The organism is Azovibrio restrictus DSM 23866, assembly GCF_000429665.1.
In the GTDB taxonomy this organism is placed as follows: domain Bacteria; phylum Pseudomonadota; class Gammaproteobacteria; order Burkholderiales; family Rhodocyclaceae; genus Azovibrio; species Azovibrio restrictus.
On sequence record NZ_KE386938.1, the window covers coordinates 54,999 to 70,399 of the forward strand.

The window sequence follows — 15,401 nt, forward strand, 5'->3', positions numbered from 1 at the left end:
ACGGGTGGCTTCTACTTGCCAATACAGAAACGGCTGAAGATCACGCCGAGCAGGTCGTCGGCGGTGAATTCGCCGGTGATTTCGGCGAGGGCGTTCTGGGCCAGGCGCAGTTCCTCGGCGAACAGTTCCAGGGCCGGGCGGGGGGTTTCCACCTGGGTCCGGGCTGCGGCCAGATGCCGGGCGCCGGCTTCCAGGGCCTGGAGGTGGCGCTCCCGGGCGATGAACACGTCCTCGGCCTGGTGCCAGCCGGCCACTTCCAGCAGGGCCTGTTCCAGGAGCTCCATGCCGGCGCCGGACCGGGCGGATACGGAGAGGGCGATGTCCGAGCCCTCCGGGTGCTTTTCCGGGGCTTCGCCGAGCAGGTCGATCTTGTTCCTCAGGGTGATGCGGCGCAGATTCGCCGGCAGCCTGGCCAGGATGGCCCGGTCCGCCTCGGTGAGGCCCACCCGGGCATCCAGCAGCAGGAGCGCCAGGTCGGCTTTCTCGATCTCCTGCCAGGTGCGGGCGATGCCGATCTTCTCCACCGCGTCCTCGGTCTCCCTGAGGCCCGCCGTGTCGATGATGTGCAGGGGGATGCCCTGGATCTGGATCGAGGATTTCAAGGCGTCCCGGGTGGTGCCGGCGATGTCGGTGACGATGGCCAGCTCGTCCCCGGCCAGGCGGTTCAGGAGTGAGGACTTGCCCACGTTGGGCTGGCCGATCAGCACCACCTGCAGGCCGGCCTGGAGCAGCTTGCCCTGCCCGGCCTTGTCCCGCACCCGGGCCAGCTGGGCGTCGAGGCGGTTGAGCCGCCCGAAGGCGTCGGCGGCCTGGAGGAAGTCGATTTCCTCCTCGGGAAAATCCAGGGTGGCCTCCACCAGCATGCGCAGGTTGATCAGCTCATCCACCAGGGCGTGAATGGCCCTGGAGAACTCCCCCTGCAGGGAACGCACGGCGGAGCGGGCCGCCGCCTGGGTGGAGGCGTCGATCAGGTCGGCCACCGCCTCGGCCTGGGCCAGGTCCAGTTTGTTGTTCATGAAGGCCCGGCGGGTGAATTCCCCCGGCTCCGCCAGGCGGGCCCCCAGCTCCAGACAGCGGCGCAGCAGCAGGTTCATGACCACCGGGCCGCCGTGGCCCTGGAGTTCCAGCACGTCCTCGCCGGTGAAGGAGGCAGGACCGGGAAAGTAGAGCAGCAGGCCGGAATCGATGGGCAGGCCGTCGGCATCCAGGAAATCCGCCAGGGTGGCGTAACGGGGCTGGGGCGCCCGGCCGGTGAGGGCCAGGGCCATGGCCATGAGGCCCGTGCCGGAAACCCGGATCACCCCCACCCCGCCCCGGCCGGGGGCGGTGGCGATGGCGGCAATGGTGGGCGGGGCGGGCGGCTGGGTCATGGGGCGAATCCGTCAGAGGTATACGGAAAAAGGGCCGCTGGAGTCAGCGGCCCTTCCGGTTTCAGGCGATCAGGCCTTGGCGTCGTTGGCGGCCTTGGGCTTGTCACCCCCCGCCTCGATCATGCGGGTGATCTGCCACTGCTGGGCGATGGAGAGGATGTTGTTCACCACCCAGTACAGCACCAGACCGGCGGGGAAGAAGAAGAACATCACCCCGAAGATCAGCGGCATCATCATCATCACCTTGGCCTGGATCGGATCCGGCGGGGTGGGATTGAGCTTGGTCTGGATGAACATGGAAGCCATCATGATCACCGGCAGCACGTAGTAGGGGTCAGCGGCGGACAGGTCCTTGATCCACAGGATCCAGGGCGCATCGCGCATTTCCACGGCACCCAGCAGCACCCAGTACAGGGCGATGAACACGGGAATCTGGATCAGGATGGGCAGGCAGCCGCCCAGGGGATTGATCTTCTCCGTCTGATAGAGCTTCATCATTTCCTGGTTCAGGCGGGCCTTGTCGTCGGCGAAGCGCTCCTTCAGCTGCACCAGGCGCGGCGTCATCTGGCGCATCTTGGCCATGGACTTGTAGGAAGCGGCCGAGAGGGGGAAGAAGGCCAGCTTGATCAGGATGGTCAGCACCACGATGGACCAGCCCCAGTTACCCACCAGCTTATTGATGAACTCCAGGGCCCAGAAGATGGGGGCGGCGATGATGTGCAGCCAGCCGTAATCCACCACCAGGTCCAGGCCGGGCGCCACCTGCTTCAGGGTTGCCTGCTCCTGGGGGCCGGCGAACAGGGGCACCTTGACCTCGGCCTTGGCGCCGGGCGCCAGCTGGGCCACGGGCAGGATCAGGCCGGTGGCGTAGAGGCCGCCGGAAGGATCGTCCGCCACCTTGCGCATGTAGAACTCCCGGGGCGCATCCCCCTGGGGCGCCCAGGCCGTGACGAAATAATGCTGCACCATGGCCAGCCAGCCGTCGTTGCCCTGCTTGGCGAACTTGGCCTTGCCCTCGGCGATGTCCTTGTAGGCCACCTTCTGGTACTTCTCGGCCTCCGTATAGACGGCGGCGCCGGTGAAGGTGGACAGCATGAAGGAATCCCCCTCGGGCGGGGTCTGGTCACGCTGCAGCTGGAAATAGGCGTGGGGCGTCAGGGTCTGCTTGCCGCCGTTCTCGATTTCCCAGGCCACGTCGATCAGGTAGGAGCCGCGACGGAAGGTGTAGACCTTGGTGGCCTTCACCCCGCCCACCACGGGCGCCTCCAGGCGCACCTGGAAGGAATCCTCGCCCTCGGCCAGCTCCCGGGGACCGGGCACGGGCTTCAGCAGGGTCTTGTGATTGGGCAGGCCGTCGCCGATCAGGCCAGTCTGGGCCGCGTACTTGTGCTTGGGAGAAAACAGCTCGAACAGCCGGGTCTTGTCGGAATGGGCCGAGAACCGGGCCAGCTCCTGCCACACCAGATCGCCACCCTGGGTGGAGATCTCGACCTTGAACAGGTCGGTGCTGACACTGAGCTTCTCGGCAGCGGCGGCAGCCGCCGGTGCGGCCGTCTCGATCTGGCCGGCGGCAGCCTTGAGGCCGCTGCTGGGCTGGGGCGTCACCCCGTCGGCGGCCGCAGCCGGCGCGCCGCCCTGGGTCTGGGCCTGAGGCGCCAGCTGGGGATTCTGGTGTTTTTGCCAAGCATCCCAGAGCATGAACAGGGAAAGGCCAAAAACGAGCAACAACATCAGACGTCGGGTATCCATGGACGACCTTTAATAATTGAATTCAGGGAACGGGATCCACCCCGCCCGGGTTCCAGGGATGGCAGCGGCAGACCCGTTTCAGGCCCATCCAGCCACCCCGCAAAGCCCCGTATTTTTGCACAGCTTCGACGGCGTATTCGGAACAACTGGGATAAAAACGGCAATTCCGCCCCAGGAACGGGCTGATGGCGTACTGATAGATGCGCAGGAAGAAGATGAGTATCCGCTTCACGACGACCTTTCCTCGGCAGGTTCCCCGGCACTCCGGGGCGGATCCCGGTACAGCTTGCCCAACAGTTGCCGGATTTCGGCAGCCACCTCGCGGCGGTCCGGCTTCTTCAGTTTCACCGCCAGGCGAAAGATCAGGTCCCGGGCCGGCAGCTGCGGCTGCATCAGACGGAACTGCTCCCGGGCAATGCGCTTCACCAGGTTGCGCTGCACCGCGTGCTTGAGCAGCTTCTTGCCGATCACCAGGCCCAGTCGGGCCGGTTCGCCAGCCTGGCGGCGCGGGCCATAGTGCAGCAGGAAGAGCTTGCCGCGAATGGCCCGCCTGAAACCAAAAACGGATGAGTACTCATCCGTTTTGGTCAGTCGATACTGTCTGGGGAAGGGTCTTGACTCCCCCGTTGTCACGTCTGGAATCAAACAGCCAGACGATGACGGCCCTTGGCACGGCGGGCTGCGATGACCTTGCGGCCGCCCTTGGTGCGCATGCGGACCAGGAAACCGTGGGTGCGCTTGCGGCGCACGACGGAGGGCTGATACGTGCGTTTCATGATGATTTCCTTAGCTAGCTGGAGAAAAGCGCGCAATTACACATTGAAAATCAGTCTTTTGTCAACGGATACAAAATCTTCCACTTGTGGATAACTTTTTCCGGGCGGGGTAAAATCCCCCACTTCGCCGGCTTCTGGCGCCCTTGCCCACTCTGTTGCAGCGGGTCCCGCCAGGGTCATCCAGTCCGGCTGTTTTGTTAACCCCCAAGTTCCGGGCCCCCCCGGAAATCCGCAAGAGCTTGTTTTCATGTCCGGTTTCTGGGAATCCTGTCTCCTGAGCTTCGAGCAGGACCTGCCGATCCAACAATTCAACACCTGGATTCGTCCCCTGCGCCTGGAGGGAGAAGCCCATCCGGATGAAGGCCTGCGCCTGATCGCCCCCAACGGCTTCATCCTGAAGTGGGTCAAGGACCGCTACCTGAGCCGCATCGAGGATTACGCCGAAGCCTTCTTCGGCGGCCCGGTCAGCATCAGCCTGGCCCTGGGGGAAAAGAAGACCGTCGCCGCCCCCAGCGCCCCGGCCGCCGCAGCGGCAGCCCCGGCGGCAGCGCCTGCCCCGGCCAGCCGGCCCGAACCGGCCCGGCCCGCCCAGACCCAGAGCGTGCGCGGCACCGCCTATGACAAGACCCGGCTCCAGTACGACCTGACCTTCGACAACCTGGTGGTGGGCAAGGCCAACGACCTGGCCCGGGCTGCCGCCCAGCAGGTAGCCCAGAACCCCGGGGGCGCCTACAACCCCCTGTTCATCTACGGTGGCGCCGGCCTGGGCAAGACCCACCTGATCCACGCCATCGGCAACCACGTGGCCCGCCAGAACCCGGAAAAGGTGGTGCGCTACGTGCACGCCGAGGACTACTACTCCGACGTGGTGAAGGCCTACCAGCAAAAATCCTTCGACACCTTCAAGCGCTACTACCGCAGCCTGGACGTGCTGCTCCTGGACGACGTGCAGTTCTTCAACGGCAAGAACCGCACCCAGGAAGAATTCTTCTACGCCTTCAACGCCCTGATCGAAGCCAAGAAGCAGATCATCATCACCTGCGACACCTATCCCAAGGACGTCAATGGCCTGGACGACCGGCTGGTGACCCGTTTCGACTGGGGCCTGACCGTGCAGATCGAACCCCCCGAAACCGAAATGCGGGTGGCGATCCTGAAGAAGAAAGCCGAGGCGGAAGGCCTGGACCTGAACGATGAAGTGGCCTTCTTCATCGCGAAACATTTGCGCTCCAATGTGCGGGAACTGGAAGGGGCCCTGAAGAAGGTGCTGGCCTACTCCACCTTCCGGGGCCTGGACGTGACCCTGGAGCTGGCCAAGGACGCCCTGAAGGACATCATCGGTTCGGTGCGCAACGTCAGCATCGACGGCATCCAGAAGACCGTGGCCGACTACTACAAGATCAAGGTGGCCGACCTGTTCTCCAAGAAGCGCACCCGGGCCATTGCCCGGCCGCGCCAGGTGGCCATGTGGCTGTGCAAGGAAGTGACCCAGTTCAGCTACCCGATGATCGGCGATGCCTTCGGCGGCCGGGACCACACCACCGTGATCCATGCCGTGAAGACCATCGAAGGGCTCAAGGCCAAGGACAACGAACTCAACCACGACCTGCACGTGCTGGTGCAGGTCCTGAAGGGCTGAGGCTGTGGATAAGGTTGTTGGCAAGCTGTTGAAGAACCTGTGGAAAACCTGTGTTTAGTGATAAAGGACATTGATTTATGGTTATCTTGAAAAGCCAAAGGGATGCCCTGCTTGCTCCCCTGCAGTCCGTTTCCGGCATCGTCGAAAGACGGCACACCCTGCCCATCCTCTCCAACGTGCTGCTGGAAAAGCAGGGTGAGTCCCTCACCCTGATCGCCACTGACATCGAGATCCAGATCACCACCCGGAGCGAAAACGTGGGCGGCAATGGCGACGGCGCCGTGACCGTGGCCGCCAAGAAGCTCCAGGACATCCTGCGTTCCCTGCCCGACTCCGCCGAAATCACCCTGGACCTGGAAGACAAGCGTCTGTTGGTCAAGGCCGGCAAGAGCCGTTTCAGCCTGCAGACCCTGCCCGCCGACGATTTCCCGCGCATGGCCATCAGCGAAGGCGAAAGCAAGTCCCTCAGCGTCACCCAGAAGCAGTTCCGCTACCTGATCGGCAAGACCCAGTACGCCATGGCCGCCCAGGACGTGCGCTACTACCTGAACGGCCTGATGCTGATGGTGGATGGCAAGGAACTGCGCTGCGTCGCCACCGACGGCCACCGCCTGGCCTTCAACAGCATGGAAATCGAAGCCGACCTGGCCCGCCAGGAAATGATCCTGCCCAGAAAGACCGTGCTCGAACTGAACCGCCTGCTGGGCGACAACGACGAACCCCTGCACATCACCGTGGGCAGCAACCAGATCCGCTTCGCCTTCGGCCACACGGTGCTGGTCTCCAAGCTCATCGACGGCAAGTTCCCCGACTACGAGCGGGTGATCCCCGCCCAGCTGGCCAACCACATGATCGCCGACCGGCAGACCCTGCACTCCGCCATGTCCCGGGCCGCCATCCTGACCAATGACAAGTTCCGGGGCGTGCGCATCATGCTCGCCGACAACGTCCTGAAGATCATCGCCGCCAACGCGGAACAGGAAGAAGCCCAGGAAGAAATCGAGGTCAAGTACGACGGCGCCCCCATGGACGTGGGCTTCAACGTCACCTACCTGCTCGACGTGTTCAACAACCTGGGCGGCGACGAAGTCCAGTGGAGTTTCAACGACGCCAACTCCAGCGCCCTCATCACCGTGCCCGGCAACGACCGCTTCAAGTACGTGGTCATGCCCATGCGCATCTGAGCCTCCGGCCCAGGCGCAGGCCCCGGCCGGACCCAGCTCCGGGCCGGGGTGATTCACGAACACACCGGAAAAATCGATGACCCAAGACAACCAGAACCCCGCCTACGGCGAATCCAGCATCCAGATCCTTGAAGGCCTGGAGGCCGTGCGGAAGCGCCCGGGGATGTACATCGGCGACACCTCCGACGGTACCGGCCTGCACCACCTGGTCTTCGAGGTGGTGGACAACTCCATCGACGAAGCCCTGGCGGGCCACTGTGACGACATCGTCGTCACCATCCACACCGACAACTCCATCAGCGTCCTGGACAACGGCCGCGGCATCCCCACCGGGGTGAAGATGGACGACAAGCACGAACCCAAACGCTCCGCCGCCGAAATCGCCCTCACCGAGCTGCACGCCGGGGGCAAGTTCAACCAGAACTCCTACAAGGTCTCCGGCGGTCTGCACGGGGTCGGCGTCTCCTGCGTGAACGCCCTCTCCAAGTGGCTGCGCCTCACCATCCGCCGGGACGGCAAGCGCCACTTCATGGAATTCGAGCGCGGCGTGCCCAAGGACCGGGTCCTGGAAATGCGCGACGGCTTCGAAGTCTCCCCCCTCAAGGTTCTGGGCGACACCGACAAGCGCGGCACCGAAGTGCACTTCCTCGCCGACGAAGAAATCTTCGGCACCGTGGAATTCCACTACGAAATCCTCGCCAAGCGCCTGCGCGAACTCTCCTTCCTCAACAACGGCGTCAGCATCAAGCTCGTGGACCAGCGCAACGGCAAGGAAGAGCTGTTTGCCTTCGCCGGCGGCGTGCAAAGCTTCGTCGAATACATCAACCGCAACAAATCGGTGCTGCACCCCAGCATCTTCTACTCCGCCGGCGAAGCCAAGGTGGGCGACACGGGCGTCACCATCGGCGTCGAAGTGGCCATGCAGTGGAACGACAGCTACCAGGAACAGGTGCTCTGCTTTACCAACAACATTCCCCAGTCTGACGGCGGCACCCACCTCACCGGCCTGCGGGCGGCCATGACCCGCATCATCAACAAGTACATCGAAGAAAACGAAATCGCCAAGAAGGCCAAGGTGGAAATCACCGGGGACGACATGCGCGAAGGCCTGGCCTGCGTCCTCTCGGTGAAGATGCCCGACCCCAAGTTCGCCAGCCAGACCAAGATGAAGCTGGTCTCCTCCGAAGCCCGCCCCGCCGTGGAAGAAGTGGTGGCCGCCAAGCTGGCCGAATTCCTGCTGGAAAAACCCGTGGATGCCAAGACCATCTGCGGCAAGATCGTCGAAGCTGCCCGGGCCCGGGACGCCGCCCGCAAGGCCCGGGAAATGACCCGCCGCAAAGGCGTGCTGGACGGCATCGGCCTGCCCGGCAAACTGGCCGACTGCCAGGAAAAAGACCCCAGCCTGTGCGAACTCTACCTGGTCGAGGGTGACTCCGCCGGCGGCTCCGCCAAGCAAGGCCGGGACCGCAAGTTCCAGGCCATCCTGCCCCTGAAGGGCAAGATCCTGAACGTGGAAAAAGCCCGCTTCGACAAGATGCTCTCCTCCCAGGAAGTGGTCACCCTGATCACCGCCCTGGGCACCGGCATCGGCAAGGACGAATACAAGCCGGAAAAGCTCCGCTACCACCGCATCATCATCATGACCGACGCGGACGTGGACGGCGCCCACATCCGCACCCTGTTGCTCACCTTCTTCTACCGGCAGATGCCCGAACTGGTGGAACGCGGCCACATCTACATCGCCCAGCCGCCCCTGTACAAGGTCAAGCACGGCAAAACCGAGCGCTACCTGAAGGACGACCACGAGTACAACCAGTTCCTGCTCAAGATGGCCATGCAGGAATCCGCCCTGCTGCCCCGGGCCGACGCCACCCCCATCAACGGCGACGCCCTGGAAGAACTGGCCCGCTCCTGGCTCCTCTCCCAGGCCGTCATCGAGCGCCTGACCAACTACATCAACCCGGAAATCCTCCACGCTGTGGTGGAACACAACCTCAGCCTGGACCTCTCCGGCCAGGCCCAGGCCGAAGCCAGCGCCGCCCTGTTCGCCCGCTACCTCAAAGCCGGCACCAGCATCCGCGCCAGCTACGACGAAACCCTGGAACGCTGGCTGCTGCGCATGGAGCGCCTGCACCACGGCAACATCAAGGTAGGCCTCATCGACGAAGACTTCCTGCGCTCCGGCGACTACGCCCAGCTCAGAAAGACCGCCGAACTCCTGGCCGGCCTGTTCGGCCCCGGCGCCATCATGAGCCGCGGCGAAAAGAAATGCGCCGTGAAGAACTTCGCCGAAGCCATGAAATGGCTGATGAACGAAGTGGAGCGCGGCATCAGCAAGCAGCGCTACAAAGGCCTGGGCGAAATGAACCCGGAACAGCTCTGGGAAACCACCATGGACCCCAACGTCCGCCGCCTGCTGAAAGTGAACATCGAAGACGCCATCGGCGCCGACGAAGTCTTCACCACCCTCATGGGCGAACTGGTGGAACCCCGCCGGAACTTCATCGAAAGCAACGCCTTGTACGCGCGGAATATTGATGTGTGAGGTTGTAGGATCTCATTTACTTCTAGATTTGTCTCACAACTCTAGATTTAATTGGAGCCCATAAAATTAAAATGCCACTCCCTGTGAGTGGCATTTTCTTGTCCGCTCATCGGCCATTCCGGTCATCGGGCTAACCTAGGAATCGGTCAGCAATGGGCCGGAAAGCAGCCACATGGGGACCCAGCCAGTGCGCGTATCAAATGGTCCCAATAATTCACCGGTATTCAAGCCAAGGAAGCAATGCGGCCAAATCAATCACAGACCTTCCTTCAGGGCAATTCTCAGCGTATGCGAATAGGCGGCGGCCAGAGCCATCTGGAACATCCATAAGGACATCGAAATGATGGACCATGGGCATGGTTTTTTTTGCACGTTCTAAGATGCCAGACATGTCCAGCACAATTTGCCCATTTTCATTGGTTAACGAGAGCAGTATTTCAACCGGAGCGTTAGGCTCTCCAACTCCGAAAGCGATCACGCGCGAATGATTCGTGAGTTGGTCGAGTTGGAACTTCAGATGGTCCTCGGAGCGCAGAGTGATACCACCTGCGATTACGGCTCGTGCCACAAGATTCGCAGCCTTGGCGAATGCAATCTGCTCCTTGCGGCTCAGAGGTGTCAGCGGCTGCTGATTCCGATCGACTCCATTCAGTGTTCCTGCTGCATCAATGCTTGCTGTGCGATGAACCAGGCAATGCCGATGTTCGACAGTAGCCGCATAAACTTGGAGAAGTGCATCCCATACAGGCGGTGAACAACCTAAAACACACCGATTTCCTGCGCCATTTCTAGCATGGTTCTGTTTTTCGGTGATTTTCCAGTCCTGGCTCTTGGGGGATAGCCCCCTATTGTTCAAGGCGAACTCCAGCAATAGATCTATGACCTTCCATGCGGCACCAAATAGCAATGGAGTAAGCTCATCCTTCAACTGTTCAACTGCCGACGCACATACACTTACGCATATTGAGGAACTTACGGCCGTTTTTTCTTCGTCCCTTAGGTCAATCGAGTCTACTCCGTGTTGCTCTAGGGGAGGGCGTACCTTTTCAAGGACGTAAAGCTCGAACGCAGTACTGTCTTCGAATTCTTGAGGGGTCGTAATCATTGGTATATCAGTTCTTAAAGTGCCAATGTAGGCTTACTAGTTAGGGCCTGTCCGGAATTCTGTGTAAAGTAGCCACTGGTCACGGTGCTACCGAAAGTCAGCGTAGGCCGATTTTCAGTCCCACAAATCAATAAACGTCACAAACGCTAAGACAATCGTCGGTAGTTTGTACGCGCGGTGATGACGTAGCGTACTACCGCAAGCGATACCCCGTTTGTGTCGCCCGGTCGAAACTAAAGACGTGCTCTCGCGGACTTTCCTGGCAGCGGCCAACAATTCGTCGCGGGAAATCCGGTTCCCCTTTGTCGAGTAACACCTGCGCGCTGCAGACAGGGCACGTTCCCGCGTATTTAATCATTCGGGCACGTTTCGGCGTATCTGCATTGCTTCCTTCTGGCTTGAAGAGCTCAAGGCAGACGCCGAATTCTTTGAAACCTACCATAGAGTCTGAAGCAAGGATGATTCGATCATCGACGAGCCGAAAGAGGCGGTCGATAAGATATCTGGCATACCAGGCCAACAGACCTATGTAGATCAGGAAAATTGCATCACGCGTAGTAAGTGGTGCGGCGCTTTGGCCCATTGCCCATAGTAAAAAAGCGGTGACAATACCGACGATCGCAAACCAGAGCAGATTCGGCCAAACCAGCATCCATTTTCGCCAGCCTTTGGCGACTTGATCCTTGTCGAAGACCCAGCGTATCCACCACGAAAGTTTGAGTTTTTCTGCGGGGATATAGTCGATGTCATGCTTTGGGAGCGCCTTCGCTACCGGTGAGCTCGTGCCCGGAATGGGGAGTGCAACTAGGCTAATCAGGGCTTGATTACCTGCGCCGCCACTGCTCTCTCTCTTTTCGATCCATGGATAGACCATCAAGCCTTGGTCTGCAGCGAATTTCTGAACCCCTTCTTCACATTTCTGACGAAAATCGCCCATCAGCGTTTTCCAATGGCGCCCAAACCAGGCACTGGCATCGCCTCCGGTGTCTCCTGTGACGGCATCCCGAATGGCTAGGTAATTGAACCGGGGTTGCTTGCCTTCTGAGAGTCGCTCAAGCGTTGCATCGGCTAAAAACTGCAGCACTTGGTAATGCTGGGCGTTGCGTCCATGGACGGAGAGATAGTCTTTCAGGCACTGGGCTATGGCCTTTATGTTTTGATCATGGCTATTTGTGCCGACTTCGGTAAGCCTATGATTGCTATCCATATAATTCCCTGTACGAGGGTATTGTCAGGGTTATGAAGTGAAATTTCCGCAGTGAAATTCCTAACCTGACTTCGTGTTCAAAGTACGGAGTCATGATTATGCAGCAGAAATTTATCGTTCTGGGCGTGCCTGTCTATACCAGGAGGCTGCCATCCGGAGACATGGCGGTATGGCACCCATTTGATGCCGAGGTCCAAGCAGTGATTGAACCCATTTGTCGTGGGCGTGGTTACTGGCAACCTGACTTTAAGAACTGGATCGTCAAAGCTCCTTGTACCAATTCTGTCTTGCGTGAGTTGGCTACCGTTGGGAGGTCAGTATGAGCCGAGCGCCTGCAAGTATTCCGGTAGTCCCCACGGAAATCAGCACCGGTTGCAAGTAGAATTTCTCTCCCTCCCCCAGGACCCCATCAATGACCAAGGCGCGGACCAGTCACTCTCATCCCTTGCAGATTGCCGAGGTGCGGGCCAGTCCTGCTCATGGCCGGATCGGCATCACCTTCTGCCCGGGCAAGCAGGACCCCATGGCGGCCACCGGGGCCTGGGCCCGGAATCTGGATGTAGATCTGGATGCCATTGCCGCCTGGGGCGCCCGGCTGGTGCTGACCCTGGTGGAACCGGCGGAGCTCAGGACCCTGGCCGTGGCCAACCTGGGCCAGGAGGTGGAGCGCCGGGGCATGGACTGGCGGCATCTGCCCATCGCCGATTTTTCCGTGCCCGGCGAGGCTTTCGAGGCCGAATGGCGCCTCCAGGGCCGGGAAATCCGTCAGCTGCTGCGTAGCGGTGCCGATGTGCTGGTCCATTGCAAGGGCGGCCTGGGCCGGGCGGGGATGATGGCCGCGCGCCTGCTGGTGGAGCTGGGCATGCCGCCCGATGACGCTATCCGCGCCGTGCGCAGCGCCCGCAAGGGCGCTATCGAGACCCCGGCCCAGCTGGCCTTGGTGTGCCGCACCCTGCCTGTCTCCGACCTGGAAGGGCAGCCATGACGCTGATCGACACGGCCGCCCTGCGCCAGGTGAGCGGCCCCATGGGCAGCAATCCGGCTGCGGTGTTCGAGGACGCCCAGGGCCGCCGCTTCTACGTGAAGTCCCTGGAATCTCCCCTCTACGCCCGCAACGAGCGCATCGCCGCCCGGCTCTACCAGCTGGCCGGGGCGCCCACCCTCAATTATGTGGAGACCACCCGGCCCCATCAGGTGGCCACGGAGCTGGTGCGGCTGGAAAAGAAGAACGTGGCCCAGCTGAGCCCGGAGGAAATCCGCCAGGCCCAGCACTGGCTGGGGGTGCATGCCTGGACCGCCAACTGGGATGCCGCCGGTTTCCTGGGGGAAAACCAGGGGGTGGCCGCCGGCCGGGTGCTGACCCTGGACGTGGGCGGCGCCCTGGAGTACCGGGCCATGGGTAACCAGAAGGGTCGCGCCTTCGGCACCCAGGTGGGGGAGCTGGACCGGCTGCGCAGCGATCCCAACAATCCCTTTGCCGTGCGCCTCTTCGGTCCCATGGATGAAGCCCGAGTGCGGCAGGCCATCCAGGTGGTGACGGCCATTCCCGATGCCCACATCCGCCAGGCCATTCTCGATCTGGGCGGCAGCGAAGCCCTGGCCGCCAAGATGATCGCCCGCAAGGCCCACATGGCCAGCCGCCTGCTGGCCGAGTGCGTCTCCCTGGCCTGAACCCGGCGCGCCAGCCCTGGCTAGCTTGCCTAGCCGGGCCGGGTTGAAATCAGGGGTCGTCAGGGCCGGGCATCATCCTCGGGCCGGCTCAGCCCCGCACTGCCGCCACCAGGGCCTGCATCTGCCCGGCCACCAGCTGGATCAGCTTTTCATCGGTCAGGTTGCCGGCCCCGTCAAAGCCGCCGGCAAAGGCGTTGGCGAACACTTCCGGCTTGTTCAGGGGGCGCAGGTCCAGGTACACGCACACCTGGCGCAGGTGGTACTGGGCCCGGGAAGTGCCCATGCCGCCCCCGGCGCCCATCAGGGCAGCGGGCTTGCCGGCCAGCAGGGCGTTATCGGGTTCCCGGGAAGCCCAATCCAGAATGTTCTTCAGGGCCGGGGCCAGGGAATAGTTGTATTCGGTGCAGGCCAGCACCAGGGCATCGGCAGCGCCGATCTGGGCCAGCACCCGGCTGACGGCGGCGGGTTTGTCGCTGATGTCCTGGTTGTAAAAGGGAATGTCGGCCAGTTCAGCGATTTCCATGCTGACGCCTTGCGGCAGATGGGCCTGGGCGGCCCGCAACAAGCCCTTGTTGGTGGATGCCTGGCGCAGGCTCCCGGCAATGCCGAGCAGTTTGATCGAAGCCATGGGTATCTCCTTGTTGGTATTGCAGGGGAAACAGCCTGCCCAGCATACCCCCATCCCGGGCTGCTTCCGTAAGCTGCGCATAAGCCTGGGGGCCTAGACTGGCGGCAAGCAATCACCAGGGAGCAAGCAATGAAAAACTCCAGGACCGCCGCCATCCTGCTGCTGGCCCTGACGGGTTGCGGCCAGGATGGGGAGAAAAAAGTGGACCCCTACATGCTCCTGGAGGGGGAGGCCATCTACAAGGCCGAGTGCGCCACCTGCCACGGCCCGAACCTGGAAGGCCAGGCCCGCTGGCGGGAAAAGAATGCAGCCGGCCGCCTCCCGGCCCCGCCCCTGGATGCCAGCGGCCCCGCAGTGCAGCGTTCCTTCCAGGACCTGGTGGCCATCACCGCCGCCGGCCTGGTGCCGCCCCATGCCCCGGCAGGCCATGAATCCGATCATCCGGCTTTCGCCGGCAACCTGAGCCCGCGCCAGATCGAAAGCGTGGTGCACTACCTGGAATCCCGCTGGCCGGCAGAAGTGCGGGCCAGGCAACCCTGAGGAACCAGCTCAGGGAATCTCCACCACCACATTGCCCCCGCCCTGAAACACCGCCTGACAGGCCAGCCGGGAAAACCCGTCCCGCTGGCCGCTGTTGTTCAGCATCCTGTGCTCTTCCCCATCCATGCCGCTCAGGCAGGCGCTGCCTTCCATCACGTGCACCTGGCAGGTGGTGCAGGCGCACTGGAGCTGGCAGGAGTGGGATAGCTCCACCCCGTTTTCCAGCAGCAACTCAGCAATGGAACGGCCTGGCTCCGCCGGCACCATCTCTCCTTGGGGGCAGAGTTCCCCATGGGGCAGCACGATGATGTGGTGAGCAGGCTTTTTCTTGAAGAAGAACATGGACTTCCCCTGGAGCAAGGCGAGCCGTCATTGTAATTCCCCCCTGTTGCCGCTGCCTGTACACAAGCCTGTGCAGAAGCTGTCGTGAACCAGGGGATAAATCGGCAGATCCGGCACAAGGCAAAAATTGTTCGAATTCTGCCCACAGGCTTCAAGGCCACTTGCCCATACCCTGAAATGCCTCGCAAGACACTGAACAACAAGGAATTTTTAAAGTTATCCCCAGACTTGTTCGGTACTTAGTAGTTAACGTCTTTAGATATACAACTTCTATAACAAGTCAAAGCACCAAGCCCTGCCACTGCAATCCCCCTTGCCTGCAGGTGGGGGAGATGGAGCTTCCTGAAAACAGAAAAATCCTGTCCCGCCAAACTTCCCGACTCAGCCCTTCGGTGGAACAAGTCTGTGCACAAGCTGTAGCGAAAAAGGGGATAAGGAGGGGAAAAGCGGGAAAGGGAAAAACTGTTCGATTTTTGCCCACAGGCTTCAAGGGCACTTTTGCAGTGCCGGAATTGATGTGCAAGATGATGATCTACAACACTAAATTCAACTTATCCCCAGAGTTGTTCGGTACTTAGTTGTTAACGTAGTTGTATATACAACTTCTATAACAAGTCGAAGTGGAATAAAAAAACCGGGCCAGGG

General features: G+C 61.5%; 16 protein-coding genes. 7 read left to right on the forward strand and 9 right to left on the reverse strand.

Annotation, left to right across the window (positions count from 1 at the left end):
• Positions 1 to 11: 11 nt before the first annotated feature.
• From mnmE to rpmH, 5 genes are all read right to left on the reverse strand, one after another.
• Positions 12 to 1,370: a tRNA uridine-5-carboxymethylaminomethyl(34) synthesis GTPase MnmE gene (gene mnmE, locus G474_RS0118035; protein ID WP_026688156.1), complete on the reverse strand. Its 1,359-nt coding sequence runs from the start codon at positions 1,368 to 1,370 to the stop codon at positions 12 to 14.
• A 69-nt stretch (positions 1,371 to 1,439) separates the two neighbouring features.
• Entirely contained in the window at positions 1,440 to 3,119 is a 1,680-nt protein-coding gene (gene yidC / locus G474_RS0118040; protein WP_026688157.1) for a membrane protein insertase YidC, read from the reverse strand.
• 22 nt (positions 3,120 to 3,141) lie between these two features.
• On the reverse strand, positions 3,142 to 3,351 hold the full coding sequence (yidD, locus tag G474_RS0118045; protein ID WP_026688158.1) for a membrane protein insertion efficiency factor YidD: 210 nt from the start codon (positions 3,349 to 3,351) through the stop codon (positions 3,142 to 3,144).
• Positions 3,348 to 3,752 (reverse strand): ribonuclease P protein component, encoded by a 405-nt coding sequence (gene rnpA / locus G474_RS0118050; protein ID WP_051282424.1) that lies wholly within the window; start codon positions 3,750 to 3,752, stop codon positions 3,348 to 3,350. Before rnpA ends, yidD begins: the two co-directional genes overlap by 4 nt.
• A gap of 8 nt (positions 3,753 to 3,760) precedes the next feature.
• Positions 3,761 to 3,895 carry a 50S ribosomal protein L34 gene (gene rpmH / locus G474_RS0118055; RefSeq protein ID WP_026688160.1) on the reverse strand — a complete coding sequence of 45 codons (135 nt, stop codon included), beginning with the start codon at positions 3,893 to 3,895 and terminating at the stop codon, positions 3,761 to 3,763.
• Positions 3,896 to 4,142: 247 nt separating this feature from the next.
• Between rpmH and dnaA the strand changes: the two genes are divergently transcribed.
• The 3 genes from dnaA (at position 4,143) to gyrB (ending at position 9,263) form a co-directional block, all read left to right on the forward strand.
• A complete protein-coding gene (gene dnaA / locus G474_RS0118060; RefSeq protein WP_026688161.1) occupies positions 4,143 to 5,534 on the forward strand; it encodes a chromosomal replication initiator protein DnaA in 1,392 nt (463 codons plus the stop codon).
• 77 nt (positions 5,535 to 5,611) lie between these two features.
• The gene (dnaN, locus tag G474_RS0118065) at positions 5,612 to 6,718 is read left to right on the forward strand and encodes a DNA polymerase III subunit beta (protein WP_026688162.1); all 1,107 of its coding nucleotides are present in this window, start codon (positions 5,612 to 5,614) and stop codon (positions 6,716 to 6,718) included.
• Between the two features lie 76 nt (positions 6,719 to 6,794).
• Positions 6,795 to 9,263 carry a DNA topoisomerase (ATP-hydrolyzing) subunit B gene (gene gyrB, locus G474_RS0118070; protein WP_026688163.1) on the forward strand — a complete coding sequence of 823 codons (2,469 nt, stop codon included), beginning with the start codon at positions 6,795 to 6,797 and terminating at the stop codon, positions 9,261 to 9,263.
• Between the two features lie 214 nt (positions 9,264 to 9,477).
• Here gyrB and G474_RS23700 read toward each other — a convergent pair whose 3' ends face one another.
• Both G474_RS23700 and G474_RS21590 read right to left on the reverse strand, forming a co-directional pair.
• Positions 9,478 to 10,368: a hypothetical protein gene (locus G474_RS23700; RefSeq protein WP_156919349.1), complete on the reverse strand. Its 891-nt coding sequence runs from the start codon at positions 10,366 to 10,368 to the stop codon at positions 9,478 to 9,480.
• A gap of 193 nt (positions 10,369 to 10,561) precedes the next feature.
• Positions 10,562 to 11,575 carry a hypothetical protein gene (locus tag G474_RS21590; RefSeq protein ID WP_043465272.1) on the reverse strand — a complete coding sequence of 338 codons (1,014 nt, stop codon included), beginning with the start codon at positions 11,573 to 11,575 and terminating at the stop codon, positions 10,562 to 10,564.
• Positions 11,576 to 11,987: 412 nt separating this feature from the next.
• On the opposite strand from G474_RS21590, the gene G474_RS0118085 reads away from it, so the two are divergent.
• Positions 11,988 to 12,560, forward strand: a complete 573-nt coding sequence (locus tag G474_RS0118085; RefSeq protein WP_026688166.1) for a cyclin-dependent kinase inhibitor 3 family protein — start codon at positions 11,988 to 11,990, stop codon at positions 12,558 to 12,560.
• Entirely contained in the window at positions 12,557 to 13,246 is a 690-nt protein-coding gene (locus G474_RS0118090; protein ID WP_043465275.1) for a hypothetical protein, read from the forward strand. The genes G474_RS0118085 and G474_RS0118090 overlap by 4 nt, the downstream gene beginning before the upstream one ends.
• Positions 13,247 to 13,334: 88 nt before the next feature.
• On the opposite strand, the gene G474_RS0118095 is transcribed toward G474_RS0118090, so the two are convergent.
• The gene (locus tag G474_RS0118095; protein ID WP_026688168.1) at positions 13,335 to 13,874 is read right to left on the reverse strand and encodes an NADPH-dependent FMN reductase; all 540 of its coding nucleotides are present in this window, start codon (positions 13,872 to 13,874) and stop codon (positions 13,335 to 13,337) included.
• A gap of 129 nt (positions 13,875 to 14,003) precedes the next feature.
• Between G474_RS0118095 and G474_RS0118100 the strand changes: the two genes are divergently transcribed.
• Positions 14,004 to 14,414 carry a c-type cytochrome gene (locus G474_RS0118100; protein ID WP_051282425.1) on the forward strand — a complete coding sequence of 137 codons (411 nt, stop codon included), beginning with the start codon at positions 14,004 to 14,006 and terminating at the stop codon, positions 14,412 to 14,414.
• Between the two features lie 9 nt (positions 14,415 to 14,423).
• On the opposite strand, the gene G474_RS0118105 is transcribed toward G474_RS0118100, so the two are convergent.
• Entirely contained in the window at positions 14,424 to 14,756 is a 333-nt protein-coding gene (locus tag G474_RS0118105) for a 2Fe-2S iron-sulfur cluster-binding protein (protein ID WP_026688170.1), read from the reverse strand.
• 332 nt (positions 14,757 to 15,088) lie between these two features.
• Here G474_RS0118105 and G474_RS23705 point away from each other — a divergent pair, with 332 nt between their 5' ends.
• Entirely contained in the window at positions 15,089 to 15,334 is a 246-nt protein-coding gene (locus G474_RS23705) for a hypothetical protein (protein WP_156919350.1), read from the forward strand.
• The last annotated feature ends 67 nt before the right edge of the window (positions 15,335 to 15,401 follow it).

What these genes read in the sequence shown, in the direction of transcription:
- G474_RS21590 (WP_043465272.1), bottom strand. Translation starts at nt 11,575, where the DNA reads ATGGATAGCAATCATAGGCTTACCGAAGTCGGCACAAATAGCCATGAT.
- gyrB (WP_026688163.1), top strand. Translation starts at nt 6,795, where the DNA reads ATGACCCAAGACAACCAGAACCCCGCCTACGGCGAATCCAGCATCCAG.
- rpmH (WP_026688160.1), bottom strand. Translation starts at nt 3,895, where the DNA reads ATGAAACGCACGTATCAGCCCTCCGTCGTGCGCCGCAAGCGCACCCAC.
- G474_RS23700 (WP_156919349.1), bottom strand. Translation starts at nt 10,368, where the DNA reads ATGATTACGACCCCTCAAGAATTCGAAGACAGTACTGCGTTCGAGCTT.
- G474_RS23705 (WP_156919350.1), top strand. Translation starts at nt 15,089, where the DNA reads ATGGAGCTTCCTGAAAACAGAAAAATCCTGTCCCGCCAAACTTCCCGA.
- G474_RS0118095 (WP_026688168.1), bottom strand. Translation starts at nt 13,874, where the DNA reads ATGGCTTCGATCAAACTGCTCGGCATTGCCGGGAGCCTGCGCCAGGCA.
- yidC (WP_026688157.1), bottom strand. Translation starts at nt 3,119, where the DNA reads ATGGATACCCGACGTCTGATGTTGTTGCTCGTTTTTGGCCTTTCCCTG.
- dnaA (WP_026688161.1), top strand. Translation starts at nt 4,143, where the DNA reads ATGTCCGGTTTCTGGGAATCCTGTCTCCTGAGCTTCGAGCAGGACCTG.
- G474_RS0118085 (WP_026688166.1), top strand. Translation starts at nt 11,988, where the DNA reads ATGACCAAGGCGCGGACCAGTCACTCTCATCCCTTGCAGATTGCCGAG.
- mnmE (WP_026688156.1), bottom strand. Translation starts at nt 1,370, where the DNA reads ATGACCCAGCCGCCCGCCCCGCCCACCATTGCCGCCATCGCCACCGCC.
- dnaN (WP_026688162.1), top strand. Translation starts at nt 5,612, where the DNA reads ATGGTTATCTTGAAAAGCCAAAGGGATGCCCTGCTTGCTCCCCTGCAG.
- G474_RS0118090 (WP_043465275.1), top strand. Translation starts at nt 12,557, where the DNA reads ATGACGCTGATCGACACGGCCGCCCTGCGCCAGGTGAGCGGCCCCATG.
- G474_RS0118105 (WP_026688170.1), bottom strand. Translation starts at nt 14,756, where the DNA reads ATGTTCTTCTTCAAGAAAAAGCCTGCTCACCACATCATCGTGCTGCCC.
- G474_RS0118100 (WP_051282425.1), top strand. Translation starts at nt 14,004, where the DNA reads ATGAAAAACTCCAGGACCGCCGCCATCCTGCTGCTGGCCCTGACGGGT.